The organism is Campylobacter sp. RM9328, assembly GCF_012978615.1.
In genome coordinates this window covers 144683-168121 of sequence record NZ_LIWF01000003.1, presented here as the reverse complement: position 1 = coordinate 168121, position 23439 = coordinate 144683, and the positions used below count along the sequence as shown (strand labels likewise).

Genomic DNA, 23439 nt, shown 5'->3' with positions numbered 1-23439 from the left:
GCATATACTCACACGGGGGAATTGTTTTTAATCGTTTTTAAATGTTTTTAAGAGCGTTAAAAACAATTCGACCCTTTGCAAATACCGATAAAAACGAGCTTGCAAACATATCAAAAATAATTGTTTTTATGTTTTTAAAAAAATAGAAAAAATGGCTAAAAACATAAACCCATAAAAAAGAAAGAATAGATAAGAGAGAGAATTTATTTTATTTATTTATTTATAGGCATTTACTTTTTATTTTATTTTCACGTATGATTTTATTTGTTTTTACTCCGTGTATAAAAACATTAAAAACATAAAAACAATTAATTTACACCCCTTACAAACAACTTATTTTAGGGGGTTTAAAAGAGATGAATTGTTTTTAAGGGCTTTAAAAACGATTAAAAACAATTCGGCGATAATCAACAAATTTAACCTCATCGCAACAATACCCCGTAATCAAACGCAAAGGGCTAAATTTGGAACTCATTACATACGAATAAAACTCAATAAAGCATATTTTAAACCTAAATGGTTAAAATTCCTCATCCGCTTAAAACTGCGACAATAAAAACAAGGAGCACAAAATGAAAGCTATTAGCGCGATTAATACTGCTAAATTAATTTTAGCAATGTCAAAAAATAGCGACGATGATTTTGTCGAATATACAAGCCGTTTAAAGCTTTTAAAACTCCTTTATTACGTGCAAGGCTACCATTTAGCGATGTTTAATGCTCCACTTTTTAATGACAAAATGGAAGCGTGGCTACACGGACCGGTAATCCCCGAAGTGTGGAAGTGGGCAAAGAATTACGGCGATGAGCAAATGCAAAACGAGGCTTTAACAAAAGAACAGATAAACGCCCTAGAGCTACACCCGCAACAAATAGAGTTAATAGGCAATGTTTTAAAAATTTATAATAAATACTCCGCTTATGGGCTAAGAGATAAAACGCATACCGAGCTACCGTGGCTAAGTGCATACGAAAAAGACAAAAACAACGAAATAACACACCAAAGCCTACAAAGCTTTTTTAGTCCTTTAGTTGAAAGATGAAACTAAAAGAGACCACACACAAGCAAACGCCATTTTTAAATTTAAGAGAGAGCAAGCCCGAAAAGCTAGATATTAGCTTTACAAAAATTATAGATGATTTAAATTTCGGATTGCCTGCTAGCTCATCGAATAATATCAACGATAAAACAAAAGTCCAAAAGTTAGTCAAAACCTTAATGCATATCAGAGAGCAAAAACCGCACGAACTTATACAAACTCCCAAACAGCAACAAATAGGTGGCTGTGAAAAATGCGATATTAAAAAATGGCAGTTTAAAGAGCTAAAAATAAAAAACTTTTTAGAGCAAACCGCACAAAGCCAAATTTTTATAGTTCGGGCGGGAGATAGTAGAATATTTGGTAGTATTAATAATAACTGCTTTTTTATTCACTGCATAGAATACACATTAGGCGATATTTACAATCACTAAAAGATACCAAAAAGAATTAAAATGCAATAGCGGGCAAGTATGTGAGCGGTTAAAGGTGGGTATATTAAATATTGGTAGCTTTTGGAGTTTTCCACAAAAAACTGGAAAAACCGCCTCAATAAAAAAATGGAAGCCAAGACACCCCCGTAAAATCCACTGGGGTGTTAAGATTTAGAAAGCCCGTTTAACAAATAAGCTATCGAGCCAATAAAAACAATCATTCCGACAACGGCAATTATTAATCCGTAAGTCATTTTTTATCCTTTAAATTTTTTAACTCTCTTATGCGCCTAATCGTCATACTTATCACTACCGACAAAGAAACAGAAACCAATATCAGCCCGAAACACAATACTAAAAACATTATTAGGCTTAATGTCTCATAATTGACAAAAGCATACGAAACTATACCAAAACTACATAAGATTAAAGTTAAATAAAGTGCAATAGAGAACAAACAGACGGGGGCGGGTCAAATCTCTATGACCGCCATAGGAAATTATCGGACGGGTGCATTTCATTTTTTGCACGCCATATTTTTGGAAATTTAATAAGGACAAATGACAAACAATAACTTAGACGGCAAAATAGTAACCAATAATGAAGCTATGGATATTTTAGGCATAAAAACCAAAGCCGCTATGAGTAAAATTTCTAAGAAACACAACCTTTCAACAATCAAAGACTGGAAAAATGTTTTTTATTATGAGAGTGAGATTTTAGAGCTCAAGGACAAACGAGAAAACAAGCGGACCAGTAAAAAGCCGAATGCAAATTTTAAAGAGCGTAAAGATAAAATCAGAGATTAAAAAATAGAATTTGAAACAAGATTAAAAGATGTGTTTAAACTATAAATTTTATACCAAGCTCGTTAAGCTCTTTAGCGGTAACGTATTTAAGTTCATTCAAGCGTATTTCGTAGCCTCTATTCAACTTCTCTTTAATCTCGTTAAGTTCTGCATCGTGCAGTTTTTGAGTTTTATCCGTGCTTTTAATAAGATGCCAAAAAAACAAAAGAGCAAATATAAGAGCAAGTCCGCTAGGTTCGTAATACATTAAATTTCTTTTGTAATTTCTTTGATTTTTTCGTAGCGGGTGGATTTGTCGTAATTTTCTAGCCAAGATTTGACCCAACGTGGAACATCTTGAGAACCGCCCCAATTATTCACAGAACCATATTGTAAGCCCACAATTTCCGCAAACTCTTTTTTACTTAGATTTGCTTTTTTCAATAATTCATTAAATTCTTGTCTATCCATTTTTTAAAGCCTTTGTAATGTTTTTATTATCGTATCTTACATAAAAATACTTAAAACATTATTTAAAGGCTTGACAGCACAACGAAAAAATTATATAATTTCATAAAAATACAATTAAAAAATTATATCAAGGAGCAACAAATGCAATCAACCAACATTTTACAGGCGATAGGCAAAGACCTATCAAGCACGGAGCAAGAGTTTTTAAAGTTTCTAGCCACTTATGAAAACAAGAGGCAAGAGGGCAAAGAGGCGAGTTTTAGCGTAATGGACTGCGCTTTTGATTTATTCACAATGCTTAAGAACTTAGCGAGCAACTTTAACGCACTAGAGGCAAAGAACAAAGAACTAAAAGCTAAATTTGAAGCCTTGCAAAGAGCAATTAGGCTTTATTGTTTAGACCAGACTAGCAAAGACGAGCTAATGGAAGCAATGACACAAGCAAGTATAGGTGTGAATATTCACTACAAAAACACTACGGAGGATAAAGGCGTTTATACGTGGCATAACCAAAACAAAGGAGGAGCAAGCAATGAAACCAAGTAAAGAGGCAAAGGCGATGATACCGAGCAAGAATTCAATAATGGCTTATTTTGATGATGGAAAAGAGCTAAAAAGGCAAATCAGACTTTTTAATAAGCACCTATGGACTTACAGGGCAAAGTCAGAGCAAGCGACACAAGAATTTTATGATTGTGCCTTTGATTTATTCTTTAGGCTCGAGCTATTATCGGCAAATTACAAAGAGATGGAAAAAATATTTAGGAGGCGTTAAGAGATGAGCTATCAAACTTTTAAATTTTACCGCTCATTAATGGGCGATATTAGAGGCGTAAGCGTTGCGGACTTTGTCCGCTTTGTAAAATCATTTAAGGGGATAAGAGATGAATAAGAACTCACAAGAGGCGTTTTTTAAAGCCTGCGCCGAGATAAGACGGGCAAGACAAGAGCGAGAGGAGGCAACAGCAGAGGGCGAAAGCATAGCACTACAAAGGGCAAAGCGCATAAGAGAGTGCGCAAGTAAAGACAATTACGAGCCATTTGAAACGATATTTACAAGAGCTAGACAGCTTATCGAGGAGCTAGACACCCACGCGGAATTAGACAGGTTAAATTTAGACCTAAGCGCAAAGAGTTTAGGCGGTATGGATAAAGCCATAGAGTATAACGCCAAATATTACGCTCACATATCGCAACTTAAGCGAGAGATTTTATTTTTCTTTTCGCACCGATACGGATATGACCTTGAGGCGATGGAATACATATACGATACGCAGACGGAGGAGTAAATTTATCAAAGGGCATATAAGCTAAATTTATGCCCTTGAATAAGCTTACACACACTAGCTTAAAAGCCTGGTCCGAACACACGGACGACCCTAACGGCTTATAATAGATATGGGAAGCGCACTAGGGAAGCGACATTGCCCTAGCCGGTATCAGCGCAGTATTTAACCCTTTAGGGCGTTTTTAATAAAGTTAAAGGGTATTTGACTAACCTGCAGACTTTGCATTTTTTTAGCTCCATAGGAGCTAATTTTAACTAAAGTCTGCAAAAATTTAAAAAATTTGAGTGAATTTTATTGAGCGGGGCACTGCCGACCCCCGTAAGCCACACATACTACAAAGAACCTAAAATGTTTTAGCCGATAATTTTATTTGGCTATCATATCTATTTAGCAGAGGGAGCTAATGCCACGTATCACAATCCAAGCGAGCAAGAACAATCTTAAAAAGATAAAAGATTTTATCGACAAACTAGAGGGTAAGATTGTAATCAGCAAAAAAGACGAAGTTCAGAGCTCACTAAACAAACAAAGAGAATATAACAAAAGACTAAGGGCGAGAATAAAAGAGGCGTATAATTATATTAGCCGAGAAATGAACGCTCACGGATTAAGCAAATAGCGACACACACGAAGCTAAGAGCGGTTTAATCTAAACAAATGAACGCCAAAACGAACACCGCAAAGGCTAATTAAATTTAAAGCCTTTAAGGGTTACAATACGGCAGACAATCACACTAAAAGCCGAAATAGAACACGCCGAACGCATAAAGGGCTATCAAGAGGACTACGAAGCCATTAAGCGGGGTGAGCTTAAAACATACCCATTAGAGAGCTTATGCGATGAGGTAGAAAAGTGGTAATCAAGCGCACGGAGCGATTTAATCTTTAAAGGCTACGTAATCCCTTACGCAATCGTGAGAGATGAAATTTATCTTTTAGGCATTTACAAAGCTAACGAGTGGAAAGCGTGAAACTTCAGGCGGTTTTAAGGGTGCTAACCTTAATTAAGTTTAGAGCTGAAAACCGATAAAAAAATATGAAAGCTTAAACAAAAAAGTTAATAACTACCTGCTTTAAGCTTACGAAACTTAAAAATCAAACCTCATCATTCGCAAAAGCCCTAAAATACGGCACTATTTAAATAATAGTTTGAAAACCGCAATTTTCATAACTATTATTTAAAGTATGTGAAACTTAGGAACATTGAATTCATATTTTTGACATTTTTACTTTGAATATACCTACAAAATAGCGTTAAATACGAGCTTTTATATACTTCTGCAAGTTGCCTCTAACCACCATTTCTTTATACATTATAATCTTTTGGTAAATATTGCACCTCAAAACAATCTTCTATCTATCGTGGTCTACGCCAGATGATACACTTGTGCTATAAGTAAATTTAGATCGTAAAGTTCTCACCAAAACTGCACCTCATGTGGCTTTTCAAACAAAAGTCCCTCTTTTTTTCATCTTTTCTCTATCCATTTTTATTTTTATAGATGAAAAGATAGCATTCATATCACGCCTAAAATCATCAAAAACATCGTTGCCTACGATATAGCTATACTCATATGACACCAAAAGAGATTTTGGTTCGCCATTTTCTTTGTAAAAGCTACAGTATGTCTCATATTGCTTAGTTTTAATCGTTCTAGTTTTTGTAGAGGCACTATGTATAAATTCGCGACTTTTAAAAGTTCTACACTGCATACCATCTATATAACTAACAAAAGCTTCTTCAAATGTTGCATAGCTAAATTTAATTTACCTTTTGTGTTTTGTGTATCTATCCTAAATTTTTCAATATTGGTTTTATCTAAATATAGCTCACTACTAAGTCTATTAATTTTTTCTACTATCTTGTCTTGTATCTTTCTGCGTAAAACTATAACATCCTTATACTTTATATTGGTTATCAGGCGCTCAAAAGATACACCATTATAACCTGGAGGGGACACGGATATTATACTATTGTCACTATAGATTATGGTATTATCAACAGTAACAAATATATCATCGTTGTCAGTATCTACACCAATTATGCGATATTATGTAGCAAACGCACCTAGATTTTAATTTCTTTTAAAAAATAAAATTCTATCATACTCTAAACACAACATTACAACTGTTACTTATAATCCGTTGCATTAAAAACACCAAAAGCATTACAATTACCGAAATTTTAGAAAAATGCGAGCTAATAATGATTTTACAAAATTTTGGCACAGCAATAAGACAGTTAAGAGAAAAAACTGGATTAAGTCAAGAAAAATTTGCATTGTCAATTGATATGGATAGAACATATTATGCTTCAGTAGAAAACGGTAAAAGAAATATTTCTTTGAAAAATATTAAAAAAATTGCCGATGGTCTTGGCGTTTCTCTTGAAACGCTATTTCAAAACCTAAAGTAAATCAAATTTTCTCGCCTATCTAATTAAATAAACCATTAAAAGGATTGGCATGCCACGAAATACAAAATTACCACATCCATATTTTATTAAGTATATGTCTTTTATTGTAAGTCATCCGAATTATAGTGGTCTTTCAATAAAAAGTAAAAACAACGGAGAATATAGATGGCTTGCACCAGCTGATACGGAAATAGGAAAAGATAGGATAAAATGGTGTATTGGTAAAGCATATGAGTTAAAACTTATTGGTGACATAAGTCAAATTTATCCTGGAATATATGCTGATGTGATGTTAGAGATTCATCCTACAAAATGTAAAGTTTGTCAAATTTGTGGAAATAGTATGTCTTTGTTTTATCATTATCCTAGCAAAAATTTTCTAAAATCACTGAACGACACATTTAATAGCTACTACACAATATGTGACCATATTTCTTATATATGGGATGACCTTATGATAAATGGTGTTAGCAAAATAGATTTGGCTAGTTTTTTTATTGAAAAAGGTGATTTAAAATTAAATCCACAAACAGCAACAAAAGATGAAATAATTAATAGTCTTGAATATGCTTGCAGAAAAGGCAATAAAAAGTGTCTTAGTCCAGGTGCTATGTCAAATTTTCCAGATAGATTTGATGGTTTTCATTCTTACAATAGATGTTGCAGAGAAACACAAGATTTAGGTAGGTCGCAAGAAAATTTAAGAACTTATACAAAAGATAGGAGAGCTTATGAATATTGGAGCGATGGTAATATTCACGCAGCAAATCAGTTTATGGGAAGTAGCTTTTTTAATGGAATATCAGCTGACCATATAGGACCAATTTCTCTTGGTTTTATACACGACCCCTTATATTTGCAACCAATGTTAAGTGGAGAAAATTCATCAAAAAGAGATAGATTAACAATAATAGATATAGAAAATATAATAAAAATTCAAAATAGAACAGGCGTGAGTCCAATATCGTGGTATTCAGCAAGATTGTGGGATTATATACAGAATAACTACAAAAACAAGTCAGACAAAACATTATTAGTATATAGGGATATGTTGAAACAAAATGTGGTGAATTTTATGTTTATATTGCATTATATTTTGACTTTATGCCCAAAAAATGGCAAGAATTTTCTAATTCAAGCATATATAGAGCCAAAACGCAATTATTTTAACTGGACTTATAGCTTTAATAATATGGGAAAAGTTATTTCTAAAAAAACTAGACATTTTACTGCAAGAAATCAAAATGAGTTTGATAGGTACAAAAGAATAGCATTGGAATCCATATACGAATATAACAAGAAAGATAATCGTAAAAACAATAGCGATTTAAATAGGGATGAATGTGCTAAATTGGCTCAAATTTGTCAATATATTGAAGCAAATATTCCAAATACACAAGTAATTGCATTATTTAATGAACTTATGGCAATGATACAAATAAGATTGATTAGTAAATATCAAGAACCTTAAATCAATCTTGTATTTTTGCCATATAATCTTCATATGATAAGTGATTTCTTAAAAAATCAATAGTTACAGTGTTGGTATTATTTGATTTATATTTTGCACTTTCACCGCATTCAATTATTTCTAAATCTTTTATTGTGTCTTTTGCTGTAATTTGTTTTTTTGCTTCAGTTGTAATTGGTAGCGGAAAAAGCTCGTTCGGCATAATATTTAAATCATCTCTTACACATATAATTATAACTCTTTTTCTTTTTTGTGAAACACCAAATTCGTTTGCAGATATAACTCTGCCATTAGTATTGTATCCCAATTCGGAAAACAGCTGATGAATTTCTTTATATGTTTTCCCTTTTTGGTAGCTCAAAAGCCCCTCTACATTTTCAAAAACTATTATTTTAGGCTTAACCCTTTTTATAATATCGATAAAATCACGAAAAAGCTGATTTCTTGGGTCATCATCAGCCCTAAAACCTGCCATAGAAAATCCTTGACAAGGCGGTCCACCACAAACAATATCTGCACCTTGTTCTAATGCAATACTACTTATTTTATCTTTTATTGCTTGCTGGGTAATATCTCCACATAAAACATTTATTTCAGGATTATTAACTTTTAGTGTAATGCAAGCACTTTTATCTATATCGTTGCTTAGTAGCGATATAATTCCAGCCTTTTTAAATCCTGTTGTCATTCCGCCTGCCCCACAAAATAAATCTACTGATTTATAGCAACCTATTTTATCTTTTATTTTTTTTCCAATCTGATAAGCTAAAAAAACAGGAACTGCATTTCCTACTTGATTAAGAATTTCTTTTTTATTTCCATAAAAATAATAATTATCTTGAAAAGTTTGAAATCTTGCTGCCTCTCTAACTGAAATTACTCTATTATGAATAGGATGAACATAAGTTCCATTTCCTGGTCTATTAAAGCAGGTTGTTATTGTATAACTTGGTTTATTGTAGTCAATTCTACCATACAATGTGGTTCTTCCACCAGTTTGTGCTATTTTTTGAAGTCTTTTTGATTTCTGTATGGTTTCTTGTCTAATATACTTCCAGTTTCCACCTTGCGGAACAGTTTCTATCATTTCTATATCTAAATCGCTTAATTTAGATGTTGTATGATTTAATACATATCCATTATATAATGCGATATATTTTTTTATTATAATCATAGCAATCTTTAATTCATAATCATTTAAGTTATCCAAACAATTATAAGTTTCCAAGCCTTTTTCTAGTATGCTTTCAGCGCATTCAATTGTGAATGCTGGAATTATATTTTTTATATCATTATAAAAATCTATTGCATATTTTTTCATTGTTTGTTTCCTTAAATTTTACAGCTCGTATGCTAAAATAGATAGCTTTTCTATTTCATCAAGTAATTTATCATTTTTTGTTTCAAGATATTTTTTTGTTTTTTTAGATATTTGTTCTAAAAATTTTGAATTGATAGGAACTGGGAAATTATCTATTTCGTAATTATTTATATGATTATTTGTGCTTGTAAGTTTAAATAACCAATTTATAATTTTTGAATTAAACAACCCAAGAATTGAATAGCTATCTATATTGTATTTGTTTGGTGTAATATATATAAAATTACAAGAATTTGCTAATATATAATTTGCTGGAATGTAAGCAAAAATAACTCTTCTATCTTTATGTATATTCGCAATTTGTTGACACGCTATTCTTCCACATTTTATATATTCTTTTTTTTGTGTTTTTTTTATAAAATCTTGCGATACATAGTTTATTGTGCCTTTTTCTTTTAAACTAAACAACCCAATATCTCTTCCTCTAACCAACGGAATGCCATTCTTTATTTCATTAAAATATTTTCTATCGGCAGTCAAATCTAGCTCGCCTCTAGAATTGATAATGAAATCCAAATCTTTAACACTTGGAAATTTTCGCAATTTATCTAGCGTTAAAAAGTCATTTTTTGAAATCGCAATAATAGCATTTCCGTTATTTTTATTAATAATATTTTTTATTTCAACCGATATTTTTTCATTTGGCTTATTACAAAAATCTGTAACTATATCAATGGTTTTTGTTTTTTTTGTTTTAGAAATCAGCAAAGAACATAATGCTTGTTTTGCATTAACAAATTTATTGTTTTCCTGAATTATTTTTATAGAATGAAGAAAATTATTTGTCAATATATTTGTTCTTAATTTTTCACAACTTTTATCGGCAAGCAACGAAGATGGAACAAGTAGCGATATGAACGAATTGCTATTGCTGTATTTTTCTAATATTTCTTCTATAAAAATTTTATATAAATTTAAAACACCAGTATTTGAATATTTAAAATTATTTTTGACAATTTTTGCAATATCTCTATATTTTTCTTTATCACTATTATAATCAGCTTCTCTCTTATATTGATTTATTTCGGCTTTAAGATTTTTATATGGTGGGTTTGTTGCTATAATGTCAAATCTTTTATTTGCAAAAACATCATCAATATTTATGTATTCAATTTTATCTTTTGACATATCAAAAACCAATCCTGAAGCTATATGGGAATCAAAATAGGCATCATCTAGTGCAATCCCCCAATAATCATAAACAATAAGCTGTAATGATTTTTTATAAAATCCCAATGCCTGTTTGTTTATATCAACTACATATATGTTATTGATTAGTTTTTTTGCTTCTTCTTGTGTTCTTATCATATTCCGAACTGCTTTTATATACGAAAAAACAAAATTACCTGAACCTACACAGGGTTCTAAAAAAGTAAAATCATAAATCTTTTTAAGCTTCATATCTAACTTAGAAACCAGTTCAAACATCATCACATCTGTTAAATATAAATCTGTATAATAACTACCTGTTCTTTTTTTTGTTAGGCTTTCTATCTCTTTTTCTGCTTGGCAACTATTTGTTCGTATATTGTTCCAAAGTGTTTCGTTGTTCATTTTTTACCAACCACTTCTTGCTTCCAAGCCTCAATAACTTGCAATATATCATCATCTTTTAATTGCGATAACATATCAAGCACTGCTTTCATAGCGATAGGCTCGTTTGTTTCTCTAAGCCACTCTATATAGGTTCGTTCTGAAATACCTAGCCTGCCCGCCATCTCTCTTTTAGTGATATTTTTTATCTCTTTTGCTTCTATGAGTTTATGAATTTTATGAATTATTTGTGCTAATTTCATACTTTTCCTTTATAATTTTGCAATTATACATTTTTAAATATAAAAAATCCATAAGTTTTTAAATTTATTACATTAATATGTAGATATTTTAGCTTTACTTAATACACATTTATGTATAATATCAACATTATAAAATAATAAATATACACTAAAAGGATATAAAATGGCACAACACTTCTTACTATCATCAAGAGCTAGAAAATTATCACTTATGCAAATAGCAAAGATGAGCGATAGTGAAGCTGTGAAAGCATTTGCAGATATTAGGTGGCATAGCAATGGTGGAAATCCTATATGTCCGAATTGCGGAAATACAAGTAAAATTTATCTTATCACTACAAGAAATGAGTATAAATGTAATGAGTGCCATAAGAGATTTAGTGTAACGAGTGAAACTTTGTTTCACTCTCATAAATTGCCACTTCAAACCTTACTTTGTGCTATCGTGTTATTTGTAAATGCGGTTAAGGGTATATCGGCTTTACAGCTAAGCCGTGATTTAGATATTCAGTATAAGAGTGCATTTGTATTGCTTCATAAACTTCGTGAGAGCTTGATAGACTATCAAAGCGACGAGCCGTTTAGCGGTGTTTGTGAGATTGACGGAGTATATGTGGGCAACTACATAAGACCAAAGAATAATATAAACGATAGAATAGATAGGCGTAAGGCTTTTAAGCCTAATAAGAGAGTGGTTATATCACTTCGCCAAAGAGATGAGCTAGGTAGCGGCGCTAATAAGAGTAGGACTTTTATATTAAAAAGCGAAAATACCTTTGATATAAATAACATAGTTTGTAAGCATATTTTGCGTGGTAGCGAAATGCACACCGATGAAAATGTAGAATATAGCGATTTATCAGCATATTACACTCACAAAGTAGTAAATCACGCAGTAGAATATATGGGTAGCGGTGGTGAGAATAATAACCAATCAGAGAGCTACAACGCTAGATTTAGGCGATTAGAATACGGACAATGCCACAAACTAAGCGTTTTATATTTATCAAACTATGCAAATGAAATAAGTTATAGAGAGGATACTAGACGACTTGATAATGGTGCTATTTTTAAAGATATTTTAGGCAAATGCTTAAATAAGCCTATCTCAAATAAGTTTTGCGGATACTGGCAAGGCAATCATAGAGTAAATGAAAGGCTTGGTGCTTAGATAGTCATACAAATTAGATGATTTCGTAAGTATGCTGGTCTTGCTTAATAATGTTTCTTTGTTTTAGCTTGTTTAATGTGCAGTGAATATTTTGTCTAAATTTGGCTATAAAATGGCTATCAGCGGTAGAATTTGCAAATAGATAATCACTTATTTCATCTATGGTGCTAGGCTTATTTTTTAGGCACTCTAAGATTTCCCTAGTTAGTTCTCCACGCTTAAAATATGAGATAGCCCTAACACTTTTACTCTTGATTTCATTTAGTTTAAAATTTGGCTCAAATATCAGTATCGTTTTACCTATCGTTTCAAGCTCGTTTGTAAGCATTTTTATCAGCTCTTTTTGGTGTGTGATTTGCCCTTGAAGCTGTGAGTGTTTAGCTGTAAGGGCTGAAATAATGTGAGATTGTGGCATTTATATTCCTTTTGATTTTTAAAATTTAAAAGGAATTTTAGCGGTTAATTTTATTAAAATCTAGGTGCGTTTGCTACATAATATCGGACAAATATACTCACTATGTGGCGAACCATCTGTAAATAACCTGCCAATATTGATAAAATTTAGCCTATCGCCAAGAGTTGCCTTGCCATTATTCCCACTATTTCCACCAAGTCCTTCTCCCACAAAGTCTCCTTTTTTTGTATATGTACCAGAGTATATAAATTAATTATTGCCTGTATTGCTATTTGCAAGATTGATAGTTTTTTCCATTTCACTTCTGCCTACAGGAGACCCAAAAGATACAATTGTATGTTCTCCATTATTAACATCAAACCCTCCATTATCTATCTTCCATTTTATTCCGCTATTAGTTAATGCATTTGCTTGTGAGTGATTAGCAAAGTTGCTTCCAGCATCACCCCTTGCACCAATCACATCACTATAAAAATTACCAGTCTGCTTTGCCATACCAGTTGTTCCGCCAAATTTATCAACAGTAGCTTCAAATAAATCACCTAAAAATCCATAAGATGGATTGTAATTAACGGTAAGTTCAATCGCATCCTCACGGATGTTCCAAAATCCAGTTTGTTGTAGTCCATTTTTTATAGCTTCTCCGGCATTATTCATCATGCCGTTTGTAAAATTTTGAAATGTAGCTGTATTTTTTGAAATTTCCACTGGCTTTTTAGAAATATAAAGAGTATTTAAATTTTCTTCAAATTTTGATTTATCACTTTTGCTCAATGATTTATAGTATTCACTATCTTTAAATTTAATAAAATCATCTTTGTTTGATATAAATTTTTCAGATTTATCATTAACTACTTGAAGTAATTTTCTAGAATTATCCTCAATGCCAGTTAATATAGGTATTTGCGCCAGTATACCACCTTTATTTTCGTTTGTAGGTAAAATGCCAAGACTGGCAAAGCCTATTAAATTCCAAGCATAACCAAAGATGGCTTCTGCTTTATTATCGCTATTCTCATTGGGTAGGGTTTTTGCTAAAGTGGCCATATTTTTATTCATTTCTTTGTACTCTTTTTCTATCTCATTTCTGCCTTGCTCACTAAACAACCTCATATCCACACCAGCATCTATATTAGATGATACCGATGTGTCATATAGCTCTTTGTTTATACTGGCTGTATCTCTGTTTAGTCTAGTTGTATCATCTGAGCCATCTTTATCTTTTATATTTAGGTTACCTTCTCCTATAGTAGCTAGTGTCTTGGTTGCCTCATAGCTTAGGTTTCTACTGTTACTGTATGGTAGTGATGACATCTTAGAGTTTGCATTAGTATCTTTGTTGTTTATTTCTTGGTTTGTTTGATTATTTGTGTTATTTTCTTTGTTATTGCTACTATTTGAATTTGCTAGTGCATAGTTGGCTGCTAAGCTTAAAGCTGTTTCTTTTTTATAGCTTGTGTTTGATAAATTCTCATAGGCTAGAGCGTTAGTAGTTAAATTTAGGTTTTGATTATCTATAAAGATAGTTTGTTTATTGCCGTTCTCGTCTATTATGGTTTTATATTCACCTGCTGCTATTAGTGAGCCTTTTAGGTGAGTGTTATTGGTTGTATTTATATTTACTTCATTAGCCGTTATATTTGATAGTACCGTTTGTTTGGTTATGGTGTTTGATCTATTTAAAGATAAATTTGCATTAGCATTTGATAGTTTTTGTATTATCATAGCTTGCTAGGTTGTTTGATCCCCGCTAAATCCTATACCCGTCCTATACCCATGCCTTTTTCATTAGATGTATATCTATCTCTTAGGCTCTCTAATATTAGGTTTTTTGTGTGTAAATTTAAAGCATTATCCGCTCTTAGGTTTGCACCTTTTATGGTAGTGTCATTAGAAGTGTTTATATTTATATCGCTCTTAGAGTAAAGCAAAGAGTTGTTGTTTATTACACTTTCTATGTCTTTATGGTTTGTGGAGTAGCTTAGACCAGCACTTCCTCCGCTGCCCACATACATAGTAAATTTTATACTTCCGTCTATTGTTTTACTATCTTCTTTATAAATATAGGTGTCTTGTGAAGCATTTATATTTAGGTTGTTGGTAGATATATCTATGTTGTTGCTTGTATTTAAATTTGAGCCTATTATATTTATAGATGTATCTTTATCTTTGTTGGTTGAGATTTTAATGTTATTAGCATTTAGGTTTGATGATACAGATGTGGTTTGAGAGGTAGTGTTTTTAGTATTGCTGCCACTAATGTCGGCTGCTAATCCTACGCTAAAACCAAATGTAGCCCAGCTAGCTCCTGCTACGGATACTTGAGATGCAAGAGCCGTTGTTTTAGAGGCTACGTCAGCTGTGGCTAGAGCGATATTTACTATATAGTATCTCTCTTCATCTTTGATATTATCTATGACGTCTATTAGATCTTCTATATCAGAGTAGTCAATCCCCGCATCTTTATTTTTGTGTCTTTGTTTTAGATCATTTGGCTTGATAGCTCACTTTTAAATTTATCATACTCTTTTTTACGCTATTTAGTTGCTTTATGGATTGCATTAAAGCTATAGTGGCAGGAACTATTTGTGCATATTCGTTTTGCATGGTTAAAGATATAGCTAAATTTGCTTGCTTTAAGGTAGAGTCTGCATCTATGGTGTTGGTGCCGTGTTTTATATAAACATTTCCATCTTTAGAGCTTAGGGTTATCTCATCATCTGCATTTAAATTTGCGCCTGTTATAGTTATGTCTTTGTCTGTATTTATAGATATGTTTTTTAGAGTCTAAATTTGAGCTAACTACTTCGCTAGAGTTTATGTTGGAAGTGGCTTTTTTATATTCGGTACTAGCCAGTCTTAACTTTACGCTAGTGTCTTTTTTAAATTATCTACTATTTTAGTAAGGTCTTTTAGTATATCTTGTATATGAGCTATGCTTACGTTTTTACTCTCATTTATGGAGTATGAGTTGTGGGTGTTTGTGGCATTTTAGTATAGATACCTTGTTGGCGTTTATATTTATATCGTTAGGGGTTTTTAGGGTGACAGTTATTAAAGCGTCTTTGGTATTTAAATTTATAGTATCTTTTGATGTGATATTTGATAGCCTTGATGTGCCGTCATCCAAGCCTTTTTCGTTTAGACTGGATTTTAATATCTCTCCTCCAGAAGTGCCAAGCGTGCCTACATAAGTTAATATGCCTAGGGGGTTAAAGCTTGATTTTTTGTATATGCTTTGTTCTTTTATCTGCTCTTTTGCGGCTAATATATTAAGCTCATTATCTGCATTTGCACTTAGGGCAGAGCCTTTTATAAGGGCGTTATTTGCTTTTAAATTTATATCATTGAAAGCGTTTATGTGTGAGCTTGCGCCAAGCGTTGTTTGTGTATGAGTTGTAAATTTTTCAGTTTTACCGCTTTGATTTATTAATACTTAGTTTGAATCTAAATTTATATCTTTAGCATTAAGAGCGCTTGATATGATATTTAATGAGTTGCTAGAGTTTAAATTTATATCGTTACTTGCTAGGATTAAAGCATCTTTGTTTGTTATGGAATTTGCACTTAAATTTACATTATCACCCGCCAAGGATCCACTGTTATAGATATTACCATTTGCGTCTATGCCAATGTCTTGCCTAGCTATTATTAAAGAGCTTTGGTTTAAATTATAACCCCTATACTTGTTAAAGTTTTGAAGTATAAGGTTGTTCATATCAGCATAAAGTTTATCAAATTTACCAAGCACAAAAGCCGGCGAGCTACTACTATCTATGCGGTATAAAAAGCCGGTGTTTAAAGGACTATAAGATATAGGGGCTGTGGCGTTTGGTTTAAAGAAAGGCATATTAATGTTTTATTAGCCATATCGTTTATGTCACCATTTGTAAGATCTATAATGCTAGCATAAAAGCCGTTGTTTGAAGCAAATACGACAGGCAGGCCATCTTCTTTATAGTTTAAATTCTTATGCGCGCTATTGCCACCTAGTGTTTGCATATAGTGACCGCCGAATTTACTGCGCTTTCTTTTTTCCTGCCATTTGTATGTTATATGGCTACTTACATCTCTTTCTAGGTCATATCCAACATTTGCAAGAGTGCTAGCATTTAGCCTTATATCGTTACTTGCATATACATGACTTTTATCGTTGGTTATATGCTCTACGTTAAAATTTATATCGCCGTCGGCAAATATCTTACTGGGTATAAATTTCCGTAAGCTCTCATCTGTTATAAATTCTTTTTTGATGTTATAGTAGATATTGCGAGTTATCTCGTTGCTTCTAGCGCTAGTAGTGCGAGCGGTAATATAGTTTAAGTCCTCATTTAACCCAAGAGATACAAAAGGACGTGAGCTTGTTGCATAAAAATAGCTGTTTGTGTGTAAATTTAAAGCATATAAGGTTGCGTCACTTAAAACAACTCTCTCAAACAGCTCCTTACTTAACATCTCGCTGTTATATGATTTATTAGCAAGCTCCCATTCGTTTATTATCTCATCTTTATGGTTTGTATATCAACACTTAAGGCAAAAGTCCTATCTCTACAACTACCACAAGTTAAATTTAGCACATCGGTGTATTGCTCAAATCTTGTTTTAATGACGCTTTGCGAGAAGTTGTTTAGGTTGTTTGCTTTTATGTTTAAATGATTAGCGGCGATGATATTTGAGTTTGTTAGGTTGCTAATAAAGCCTGCAAATAAGCTCATATCATTGGAGCTTGAAATCAAAGCACTATCTTGATTAGATATGGTTTTAGCAGAGTTTAGTTGCAACTCGTCCTTGGCTTTAATGGTGTTTAAATTTATAATATCTCCGTTTGCATTAATGCTTATCTTACTTGCGCTGATTATACCGGCATTATTTACACCTACGCCATCTTTAGTAGCTATGATATTTATCTTATTGGCATACATTCCTCCAAGAGATGAGCTATCTATAGATATACTTGGCATACTAGACGACGAAGATGAAGTTGGCCGTATTTTATTAAACAACCTATCTTTATCGCTTATTACCATATCATTTGTGGATATCAAATTTAACTCATTTGAGTGTATAGAGCTTGCTATGCTTATAGTGTTTGCTATGATATTAGTGTAATTGCTTGACGTATCATTTAAGCCTTGATCTTTTATTACAATCTTGCCTTGCATTGGATTAGAAGCGTTTAAGATCGGGGTTAAATTTAGTGATTTTAGATCGCCTGCGTTCATGTGCAACTTGGCCGTAGCAAATGAAGAGGAGCTTGCGTTTATTATGTTTAGTCCATTTATACTTATACCGCTAGGATTTGCCATAAGCAAGTCAGCCCTCTTTCCTGCTATCTCTAAATTTCCTTTTAGCAAAGAAGGATTGCTTGAGTTTACTTGATTTACTATCAAATTTGCATAACCGCCGTTTAAAGACGGATTTGCATTTACAAAGCCTGCTATACTAGTGTTAGCTCCATTTACGGAGTTATTTAAAACCGTGCCGCTATTAGGAGTATCAAATTTAGTATACTCATTAAATGATATGCCCTTATTATTAGGGGTTACAATATTTACTATAAAGGCATTATTGCTTGATTTTGAAATTGCCGGCTGATTAGATTGCGAAGCAGATTTATCGGGGATGATTTGAGCTAAGATTTGCGAAATAAATAACGATATGATAATAAAAATACAAGATATGATTGAGAAAATTTGTATTAAATTCACCTAATGCTTATTTTAGGAAATATGCTTTTATTTGTAAAAATATTAGAGAGTGATAACCAAGCTGAGGAGTGTTGCCATTTCTTTAAAACAACTCCTCTCCTCAGACAGCGTTATGCCGTAACAGTAACAATAATATGGCACAATCCATTCTAAGATCACAACTAATTAAGCAAAAGTATTTCAAGGCAACCCCTCTAAAGTCGCCTTAAATTTTAGTGTCTAGCAGACAAATAGGGCGTTTCAGAGTGCATATCCATCTCGTTTTGCTCTCTAAATTTTATAAACTCGTCTTCGCTTAATTTTTTGATATTTGCTATCGTCATTTTAAGCGGTGTGATACCGGAAAGTGGATCCGGGTCGCCGGCATTTGTTAGTTCGTTGCCGTCAGCCTCACTGTAGTGAAAAGTAGTAAATATCGTGCCCTCTTTAAGGTCGCTATTTACATGAAGTTTTGCTGCGATCTTACCACGCTTATTTTCAACCAAAGCGTAACATCCCTCCTGCAAATCTCTCTCATTTGCTATATCAGGACTTACCTCTATAAGCGCACCTTCAACTCCTGCACCATACTCAAGAGCGGGACACTCTCTAGTCATTGAGCCTGTGTGATAGTGATATACCTTACGACCGGTTGTAAACAAACAAGGATAAATCTCCGTAGGCACTTCACTAAGCACACCAGATCCTACAGGATAGTCATTTGGGATATTAAGCCTATCCCTAAATTTAGCCTCGGCATCGGCTCGTTGTGTTTTGTCATCAAGGTAAATCACGGGCACAAAACAGAATTTACCGTCTGGAAGCATGGACTTTTTATCAGTATAAAGCACAGGAGTTCCTGGATGATCTTCATCAGGACAAGGCCATGATATACCGCCTAATTTTTCAAGCCTATAGTAGCTTATGCCGCCAAAGAATTTTGGCATCAACTCGCGTAATTCGTTCCAAACTTGCTCGGCATTACCAAAGTTAAAGCCCTCAAGTCCCATGCGATTAGCGATATTGCAAACTACTTTCCAGTCAGGCTCTACCCCGCCTACAGGCTCGCTTGCCTTACGCGTTCGTTGCACTCTACGGGAGGTGTTTAAAAATGTTCCGTCTTTTTCTCCCCAACATGCCGCAGGTAGCACGATATCGGCTTTTTGAGCGGTTTCTGTTAAGAAAAGATCTTGAACGATAAAGCAGTCAAGATGATGTATAGAGTGGATGAAGTGTTGCGTCCAAGGGTCGCTCATCACGGGATTTTCGCCAAATACATAAAGCAGTTTTATCTCACCGCTATCCATCTTATCAGGTGCTTGGGTTAATTTTACGCCCGGAGTTGGATTAAGCTCAAAGTGCCACACCTTGCGTGCTTGCTCTTGTGCGTAAGGACTATTTACAGCGCCTGCAGGTATGACGTTAGGAAGTGCACCCATATCACATGCGCCTTGGACGTTATTTTGTCCGCGAAGAGGATTTACACCCGCACCTTTTTTGCCTAAATTTCCGGTCATTAAAGCCAAATTTGAAAGACTAAAGACATTAGAAGTTCCATCGGTAAACTGCGTAATGCCCATAGTATAGCAAATCGCAGCCGTCCCTGCTTTGGCATACATTCTAGCGGCCTCTATGATAAGACTTGCTTTAATCCCTGTTTCTTGTTCAAATTTTTCAGACGTAAAGTCTTTAACCGCCTCTTTTAAATACTCAAAACCGTGAGTATAATTTGCGATAAATTCGTCATCTTGTAAATTTTCACTCAAGATGACATTCATCATTGTGTTTAGCGTTTTTATGTTTGAGCCTATAGGAATTTGCAGATAAATGTCTGCTTTTTTAGCCATATCGGTGCGCTTTGGATCGATAACGATCATCTTTGCACCACGCTCAAGTCCTCGTTGTATCTGCATGGCGATTATAGGGTGACACTCGCTAGTGTTTGTGCCGATTAACAAAAATACATCAGTACATGTAGCAAACTCCACAAGGTCGTTTGTCATCGTTCCGTTACCTAGTGTATTGGCAAGACCTGCCACGGTAGGAGCGTGTCAAAGACGAGCGCAGTGATCTACGTTGTTGCTGCCTTGTGCACGAAAAAATTTTTGAAATACATAGTTGTCTTCATTGTTTGATCTAGCCGAGCTAAATCCCATGATAGAGTCGCTTCCGTATTTTGCCACGGTTGTTTTAAATTTATCCGCGATAAAATCATAAGCCTCATCAAAGCTTACCTCTTCTAAATCCCCATGCTTGTCAAAAACACCGTTTCGTTTACGCATCAAAGGGCGTGTTATACGTTTTGGAGAATTTACAAATTCCCAACCAAACATACCTTTTAAACAAAGCTCGCCGTCATTGACATGGTGATCTTGAGTAGGTTTTGCACCAACTATCCTGCCGTTTTTAACGACAAGGTCAATACCGCAACCGGTACCGCAATACGGACAGGTCGTCTTTACGATCGTTTCCATCGACTCTCCTTTTAAATTTTATGCACGGCTATTATACGACTAAAAATATTAAATTAATTTTAATATTTAAGCTTATTTTAATAGATATGCAAAAATAGCATATTTTAAAATACCGTAAAATAGGCTAAAATTATAGAAGAAGTGATGTTTTAAAAGATTAAATTTTCTGAAAAAATTTTATAAAAATAAATTTTTTAATAGCATAAGATATAATTTTTTATAAATTTTATGCTATAAGTTTATAAAATATAATTAATATAAAATATAAATAAAAAATAAATTTAAGAGGCAAGACAAGCGGGAAATCCTACTTGTCTTTTTTGTTAAACATCTTTATGTAGATATGCAAGATATCAACAGCAGCGGGAGTTATGCCTGAAATTTCACTTGCCGCAAAAAGCGTAGCGGGCGCAAATTTCTCAAGCTTTTCTACTACTTCGTTACTAAGTCCGCTAATGCCTTTAAAGCTAAAATTTTCAGGGATTTTAACGCCAAGCATCTCTTTCATGCGTTCGATTTGGTTTTGTTGTTCGCCGATATAGTGTTGATATTTACTTTGAACTAAAATTTGTTCCAAGCTTATCTCGTCAAGCTCTTTAAAGAACTCATCAAGCAGTGTCAACTTCTCACGAGTAAAGCTCTTTCTAGCTACTATCTTTTGCAAAGTTGCTTTTTCGCTGATTATCTCCTCGCTCATAGATGCCAAAAATGCCAAATTCTCTTTTGAAGGAGTTATCTCTTTGGTATTTAGTAGTTCCACGCCGTCTTTTAAATTTTGTTTGATATTTTCGATGCGGTTAAATGTTTCATCATCAAGCAACCCAAGCTCATGACCATATGCGCCAAGCCTTAGTATAGCGTTATCTTCGCGTAACAAAAGCCTATACTCTGCTCTTGAGGTAAACATACGATAAGGCTCTTTAGTTCCCTTTGTTACAAGGTCGTCTATCATCACGCCTATATATGCCTCGTCACGGCGCAAGACAAGCGGTTCTTTGCCTTTAAGACTTAAAGAGGCATTTATACCAGCCATCAGCCCTTGCGCTCCGGCCTCTTCATAGCCTGTCGTGCCGTTTATCTGTCCTGCAAGATAAAGTCCTTTTATCTTTTTAGTCTCCAAACTATGCCTTAACTCGGTAGGCTCGACATAATCATACTCGATCGCATACCCATGGCGCACTATCCTAGCATTTTCAAAACCTTTGACAGAGTGAAGCATCGCCACTTGTACATCATAAGGTAAACTTGTAGAAAAGCCGTTTATATAATACTCCGTGGCGTCTGCGGTTTGTGGCTCGACAAACAAATGATGACGATCGCGATCGGCAAAGCGGTTGATCTTATCTTCGATACTAGGGCAGTAACGAGGTCCAACACCTTCTATCTGCCCCGTAAACAGTGGCGCTTTATCAAAATTTGAGCGGATAATCTCATGAGTGGTTTCATTAGTATAAGCGATATAACAAGGAAGTTGATTGGGATTAAAATTTTTAGTTCTAAAGCTAAAAGCTATCGGGGCACCGTCTCCGTCTTGCTTTTCAAGAACGCTAAAATCAATACTTTTTGCATCTATCCTAGGACAAGTCCCGGTCTTTAAACGCCCCATCGCTAGTCCTAAGCTTTTAAGGCTTGTACTTAAATTTTTAGAGCTTAATTCGCCCACACGCCCGGCTTCTATCTTGTTAAACCCCACATGAATTAGTCCATTTAAAAACGTGCCAGTGGTGATGATTAATTTCTTGCAGTTATAAGTGTTGCCAAGGTTGGTTTTAACACCGCAAATTTCATTATCTTTGGTTAAAATTTCTGTAGCCATCTCTTGTGTGATGTCAAGATTTGGCGTATTTAAAAGCACGTTTCGCATATAAACACGATATCTGTCCATATCTATCTGAGCTCTTGAGCCACGCACCGCCGGACCTTTGCTCTCATTTAGCATACGAAATTGAATCCCCACCGCATCGGTAGTTAAACCCATCTGACCGCCGAGTGCATCGATCTCTTTTACTAAGTGTCCTTTGGCGAGACCTCCGATAGCAGGGTTACAGCTTGCGGCTCCGATTTGCTCTGCAAGGATTGTTATCAAAAGTGTCTTATGGCCCGTTTTGGCAGCCGCCAAACATGCCTCGATGCCAGCATGTCCGCCACCCACAACGATAATATCATAACTATTCATTAAATTTAACCTTTTAAAATTTTGAGCGATTTTATCCTAAAAAGCATAAAATTAATGTGAAAGTTGTGCAAAAAAGCTCTTAAATTTCACTTGCGATCTTTGTCATCTTGGCAAAAATTTCAGCCCTCTCTTTATCGTTTAAATTACCAAATTGCAGCCTATTCATAAGTCGCATAAAGTCAAATTGCTTAAACATTTTAGCGTCTTTGGCGACCTCTTTTTCAAGCTCTTTATAAACGGTTGAATTTCCTTTTTTGTTCTGTGCTAAATTTTCCAAAAAAGAGCCGTATTCGTTACTTTTCATATCGCTTAAATTTAAAGCATTTGCATTTTTTGAAAGGTTTTGAAGCATGATGTTTTTTATATCATCGTTGGTTGGAATTTTCATTTTTATCCTTTTTTGGATAAAAAGCAAAAGATATTCCAAGTC

The 23439-nt window shown here is 34.0% G+C and carries 28 protein-coding genes and 1 pseudogene; 12 read left to right on the top strand and 17 right to left on the bottom strand.

Annotation, left to right across the window (positions count from 1 at the left end; all coding sequences use genetic code 11):
* Positions 1-572: 572 nt before the first annotated feature.
* From CCAL9328_RS03400 to CCAL9328_RS03390, 3 genes are all read left to right on the top strand, one after another.
* Positions 573-1043 (top strand): Panacea domain-containing protein, encoded by a 471-nt coding sequence (locus CCAL9328_RS03400; protein ID WP_169999995.1) that lies wholly within the window; start codon positions 573-575, stop codon positions 1041-1043.
* Complete coding sequence (locus tag CCAL9328_RS03395) at positions 1040-1474, top strand: hypothetical protein (RefSeq protein ID WP_169999994.1); 435 nt, start codon at positions 1040-1042, stop codon at positions 1472-1474. Before CCAL9328_RS03400 ends, CCAL9328_RS03395 begins: the two co-directional genes overlap by 4 nt.
* 560 nt (positions 1475-2034) lie before the next feature.
* Entirely contained in the window at positions 2035-2283 is a 249-nt protein-coding gene (locus CCAL9328_RS03390; RefSeq protein WP_169999993.1) for a hypothetical protein, read from the top strand.
* 34 nt (positions 2284-2317) lie between these two features.
* On the opposite strand, the gene CCAL9328_RS03385 is transcribed toward CCAL9328_RS03390, so the two are convergent.
* Both CCAL9328_RS03385 and CCAL9328_RS03380 read right to left on the bottom strand, forming a co-directional pair.
* Positions 2318-2530 carry a hypothetical protein gene (locus tag CCAL9328_RS03385; protein WP_169999992.1) on the bottom strand — a complete coding sequence of 71 codons (213 nt, stop codon included), beginning with the start codon at positions 2528-2530 and terminating at the stop codon, positions 2318-2320.
* Positions 2530-2733, bottom strand: coding sequence for a helix-turn-helix domain-containing protein (locus CCAL9328_RS03380; RefSeq protein ID WP_169999991.1), 204 nt, complete (start codon positions 2731-2733; stop codon positions 2530-2532). Before CCAL9328_RS03380 ends, CCAL9328_RS03385 begins: the two co-directional genes overlap by 1 nt.
* Positions 2734-2874: 141 nt before the next feature.
* Between CCAL9328_RS03380 and CCAL9328_RS03375 the strand changes: the two genes are divergently transcribed.
* From CCAL9328_RS03375 to CCAL9328_RS10985, 5 genes and pseudogenes are all read left to right on the top strand, one after another.
* Positions 2875-3279 (top strand): hypothetical protein, encoded by a 405-nt coding sequence (locus CCAL9328_RS03375; RefSeq protein ID WP_169999990.1) that lies wholly within the window; start codon positions 2875-2877, stop codon positions 3277-3279.
* Positions 3266-3508 (top strand): hypothetical protein, encoded by a 243-nt coding sequence (locus CCAL9328_RS03370; protein WP_169999989.1) that lies wholly within the window; start codon positions 3266-3268, stop codon positions 3506-3508. The genes CCAL9328_RS03375 and CCAL9328_RS03370 overlap by 14 nt, the downstream gene beginning before the upstream one ends.
* Positions 3509-3617: 109 nt before the next feature.
* Positions 3618-4022 (top strand): hypothetical protein, encoded by a 405-nt coding sequence (locus tag CCAL9328_RS03365; RefSeq protein WP_169999988.1) that lies wholly within the window; start codon positions 3618-3620, stop codon positions 4020-4022.
* A 403-nt stretch (positions 4023-4425) separates the two neighbouring features.
* Positions 4426-4641: a hypothetical protein gene (locus CCAL9328_RS03360; protein ID WP_169999987.1), complete on the top strand. Its 216-nt coding sequence runs from the start codon at positions 4426-4428 to the stop codon at positions 4639-4641.
* Between the two features lie 256 nt (positions 4642-4897).
* Positions 4898-4993: pseudogene (locus CCAL9328_RS10985) on the top strand (type II toxin-antitoxin system RelE/ParE family toxin); the annotation flags it as partial.
* A 475-nt stretch (positions 4994-5468) separates the two neighbouring features.
* Here CCAL9328_RS10985 and CCAL9328_RS03355 read toward each other — a convergent pair.
* A complete protein-coding gene (locus CCAL9328_RS03355; RefSeq protein WP_169999986.1) occupies positions 5469-5735 on the bottom strand; it encodes a hypothetical protein in 267 nt (88 codons plus the stop codon).
* Positions 5736-6228: 493 nt separating this feature from the next.
* On the opposite strand from CCAL9328_RS03355, the gene CCAL9328_RS03350 reads away from it, so the two are divergent.
* Together CCAL9328_RS03350 and CCAL9328_RS03345 are read left to right on the top strand one after the other, a co-directional pair.
* Complete coding sequence (locus CCAL9328_RS03350; RefSeq protein WP_021171620.1) at positions 6229-6438, top strand: helix-turn-helix domain-containing protein; 210 nt, start codon at positions 6229-6231, stop codon at positions 6436-6438.
* 49 nt (positions 6439-6487) lie between these two features.
* Positions 6488-7909, top strand: coding sequence for an Alw26I/Eco31I/Esp3I family type II restriction endonuclease (locus CCAL9328_RS03345; RefSeq protein ID WP_169999985.1), 1422 nt, complete (start codon positions 6488-6490; stop codon positions 7907-7909).
* A 1-nt stretch (position 7910) separates the two neighbouring features.
* Here CCAL9328_RS03345 and CCAL9328_RS03340 read toward each other — a convergent pair whose 3' ends face one another.
* Genes CCAL9328_RS03340 through CCAL9328_RS03330 form a run of 3 tightly spaced genes read right to left on the bottom strand, consistent with a single transcriptional unit; the run spans position 7911 to position 11086 of the window.
* Positions 7911-9230 (bottom strand): DNA cytosine methyltransferase, encoded by a 1320-nt coding sequence (locus tag CCAL9328_RS03340; protein WP_169999984.1) that lies wholly within the window; start codon positions 9228-9230, stop codon positions 7911-7913.
* An 18-nt stretch (positions 9231-9248) separates the two neighbouring features.
* Positions 9249-10844 (bottom strand): Alw26I/Eco31I/Esp3I family type II restriction adenine-specific DNA-methyltransferase, encoded by a 1596-nt coding sequence (locus tag CCAL9328_RS03335; RefSeq protein WP_169999983.1) that lies wholly within the window; start codon positions 10842-10844, stop codon positions 9249-9251.
* Positions 10841-11086, bottom strand: coding sequence for an XRE family transcriptional regulator (locus CCAL9328_RS03330; protein WP_169999982.1), 246 nt, complete (start codon positions 11084-11086; stop codon positions 10841-10843). Before CCAL9328_RS03330 ends, CCAL9328_RS03335 begins: the two co-directional genes overlap by 4 nt.
* Before the next feature lie 163 nt (positions 11087-11249).
* Between CCAL9328_RS03330 and CCAL9328_RS03325 the strand changes: the two genes are divergently transcribed.
* The gene (locus CCAL9328_RS03325; RefSeq protein WP_169999981.1) at positions 11250-12257 is read left to right on the top strand and encodes an IS1595 family transposase; all 1008 of its coding nucleotides are present in this window, start codon (positions 11250-11252) and stop codon (positions 12255-12257) included.
* Positions 12258-12270: 13 nt separating this feature from the next.
* Here CCAL9328_RS03325 and CCAL9328_RS03320 read toward each other — a convergent pair whose 3' ends face one another.
* The 5 genes from CCAL9328_RS03320 to CCAL9328_RS11335 all read right to left on the bottom strand — a co-directional run bounded on the left by CCAL9328_RS03320 (position 12271) and on the right by CCAL9328_RS11335 (position 15417).
* Entirely contained in the window at positions 12271-12672 is a 402-nt protein-coding gene (locus CCAL9328_RS03320) for a hypothetical protein (protein ID WP_169999980.1), read from the bottom strand.
* 60 nt (positions 12673-12732) lie between these two features.
* The gene (locus tag CCAL9328_RS03315; RefSeq protein ID WP_169999979.1) at positions 12733-12882 is read right to left on the bottom strand and encodes a hypothetical protein; all 150 of its coding nucleotides are present in this window, start codon (positions 12880-12882) and stop codon (positions 12733-12735) included.
* A 39-nt stretch (positions 12883-12921) separates the two neighbouring features.
* Positions 12922-14397 (bottom strand): hypothetical protein, encoded by a 1476-nt coding sequence (locus CCAL9328_RS03310; protein ID WP_169999978.1) that lies wholly within the window; start codon positions 14395-14397, stop codon positions 12922-12924.
* Between the two features lie 32 nt (positions 14398-14429).
* Entirely contained in the window at positions 14430-14933 is a 504-nt protein-coding gene (locus CCAL9328_RS03305; RefSeq protein ID WP_349304190.1) for a hemagglutinin repeat-containing protein, read from the bottom strand.
* Positions 14934-15159: 226 nt separating this feature from the next.
* The gene (locus CCAL9328_RS11335) at positions 15160-15417 is read right to left on the bottom strand and encodes a hypothetical protein (RefSeq protein WP_502707295.1); all 258 of its coding nucleotides are present in this window, start codon (positions 15415-15417) and stop codon (positions 15160-15162) included.
* Positions 15418-15638: 221 nt separating this feature from the next.
* On the opposite strand from CCAL9328_RS11335, the gene CCAL9328_RS03295 reads away from it, so the two are divergent.
* A complete protein-coding gene (locus tag CCAL9328_RS03295) occupies positions 15639-15866 on the top strand; it encodes a hypothetical protein (RefSeq protein ID WP_169937501.1) in 228 nt (75 codons plus the stop codon).
* A 242-nt stretch (positions 15867-16108) separates the two neighbouring features.
* On the opposite strand, the gene CCAL9328_RS03290 is transcribed toward CCAL9328_RS03295, so the two are convergent.
* From CCAL9328_RS03290 to CCAL9328_RS03260, 6 genes are all read right to left on the bottom strand, one after another.
* Entirely contained in the window at positions 16109-16522 is a 414-nt protein-coding gene (locus tag CCAL9328_RS03290) for a hemagglutinin repeat-containing protein (RefSeq protein WP_169937503.1), read from the bottom strand.
* A complete protein-coding gene (locus tag CCAL9328_RS03285) occupies positions 16471-17127 on the bottom strand; it encodes a hypothetical protein (protein ID WP_169999977.1) in 657 nt (218 codons plus the stop codon). The genes CCAL9328_RS03290 and CCAL9328_RS03285 overlap by 52 nt, the downstream gene beginning before the upstream one ends.
* Positions 17128-17168: 41 nt before the next feature.
* Positions 17169-18380 (bottom strand): two-partner secretion domain-containing protein, encoded by a 1212-nt coding sequence (locus CCAL9328_RS03280; protein ID WP_169999976.1) that lies wholly within the window; start codon positions 18378-18380, stop codon positions 17169-17171.
* A 212-nt stretch (positions 18381-18592) separates the two neighbouring features.
* Complete coding sequence (gene fdhF, locus CCAL9328_RS11265) at positions 18593-20833, bottom strand: formate dehydrogenase subunit alpha (protein ID WP_349304188.1); 2241 nt, start codon at positions 20831-20833, stop codon at positions 18593-18595.
* 307 nt (positions 20834-21140) lie between these two features.
* Entirely contained in the window at positions 21141-23009 is a 1869-nt protein-coding gene (mnmG, locus tag CCAL9328_RS03265; RefSeq protein WP_169937515.1) for a tRNA uridine-5-carboxymethylaminomethyl(34) synthesis enzyme MnmG, read from the bottom strand.
* 79 nt (positions 23010-23088) lie between these two features.
* Positions 23089-23397 (bottom strand): hypothetical protein, encoded by a 309-nt coding sequence (locus tag CCAL9328_RS03260; RefSeq protein WP_169971857.1) that lies wholly within the window; start codon positions 23395-23397, stop codon positions 23089-23091.
* Positions 23398-23439 lie beyond the last annotated feature (42 nt).

Bases quoted from the DNA above. Each gene is read 5' to 3' on its own strand.
- CCAL9328_RS03295 (WP_169937501.1), top strand. From the start codon at position 15,639: ATGAGTTGTGGGTGTTTGTGGCATTTTAGTATAGATACCTTGTTGGCG.
- CCAL9328_RS03335 (WP_169999983.1), bottom strand. From the start codon at position 10,844: ATGAACAACGAAACACTTTGGAACAATATACGAACAAATAGTTGCCAA.
- CCAL9328_RS03285 (WP_169999977.1), bottom strand. From the start codon at position 17,127: ATGTTAAGTAAGGAGCTGTTTGAGAGAGTTGTTTTAAGTGACGCAACC.
- CCAL9328_RS03370 (WP_169999989.1), top strand. From the start codon at position 3,266: ATGAAACCAAGTAAAGAGGCAAAGGCGATGATACCGAGCAAGAATTCA.
- CCAL9328_RS03390 (WP_169999993.1), top strand. From the start codon at position 2,035: ATGACAAACAATAACTTAGACGGCAAAATAGTAACCAATAATGAAGCT.
- CCAL9328_RS03360 (WP_169999987.1), top strand. From the start codon at position 4,426: ATGCCACGTATCACAATCCAAGCGAGCAAGAACAATCTTAAAAAGATA.
- CCAL9328_RS03395 (WP_169999994.1), top strand. From the start codon at position 1,040: ATGAAACTAAAAGAGACCACACACAAGCAAACGCCATTTTTAAATTTA.
- CCAL9328_RS03365 (WP_169999988.1), top strand. From the start codon at position 3,618: ATGAATAAGAACTCACAAGAGGCGTTTTTTAAAGCCTGCGCCGAGATA.
- CCAL9328_RS03355 (WP_169999986.1), bottom strand. From the start codon at position 5,735: ATGCAGTGTAGAACTTTTAAAAGTCGCGAATTTATACATAGTGCCTCT.
- CCAL9328_RS03320 (WP_169999980.1), bottom strand. From the start codon at position 12,672: ATGCCACAATCTCACATTATTTCAGCCCTTACAGCTAAACACTCACAG.
- CCAL9328_RS03340 (WP_169999984.1), bottom strand. From the start codon at position 9,230: ATGAAAAAATATGCAATAGATTTTTATAATGATATAAAAAATATAATT.
- CCAL9328_RS03260 (WP_169971857.1), bottom strand. From the start codon at position 23,397: ATGAAAATTCCAACCAACGATGATATAAAAAACATCATGCTTCAAAAC.
- CCAL9328_RS03310 (WP_169999978.1), bottom strand. From the start codon at position 14,397: ATGATAATACAAAAACTATCAAATGCTAATGCAAATTTATCTTTAAAT.
- mnmG (WP_169937515.1), bottom strand. From the start codon at position 23,009: ATGAATAGTTATGATATTATCGTTGTGGGTGGCGGACATGCTGGCATC.
- CCAL9328_RS03330 (WP_169999982.1), bottom strand. From the start codon at position 11,086: ATGAAATTAGCACAAATAATTCATAAAATTCATAAACTCATAGAAGCA.
- CCAL9328_RS03400 (WP_169999995.1), top strand. From the start codon at position 573: ATGAAAGCTATTAGCGCGATTAATACTGCTAAATTAATTTTAGCAATG.
- CCAL9328_RS03380 (WP_169999991.1), bottom strand. From the start codon at position 2,733: ATGGATAGACAAGAATTTAATGAATTATTGAAAAAAGCAAATCTAAGT.
- CCAL9328_RS03290 (WP_169937503.1), bottom strand. From the start codon at position 16,522: ATGCCTTTCTTTAAACCAAACGCCACAGCCCCTATATCTTATAGTCCT.
- CCAL9328_RS03350 (WP_021171620.1), top strand. From the start codon at position 6,229: ATGATTTTACAAAATTTTGGCACAGCAATAAGACAGTTAAGAGAAAAA.
- CCAL9328_RS03375 (WP_169999990.1), top strand. From the start codon at position 2,875: ATGCAATCAACCAACATTTTACAGGCGATAGGCAAAGACCTATCAAGC.
- CCAL9328_RS03385 (WP_169999992.1), bottom strand. From the start codon at position 2,530: ATGTATTACGAACCTAGCGGACTTGCTCTTATATTTGCTCTTTTGTTT.
- CCAL9328_RS03325 (WP_169999981.1), top strand. From the start codon at position 11,250: ATGGCACAACACTTCTTACTATCATCAAGAGCTAGAAAATTATCACTT.
- CCAL9328_RS03345 (WP_169999985.1), top strand. From the start codon at position 6,488: ATGCCACGAAATACAAAATTACCACATCCATATTTTATTAAGTATATG.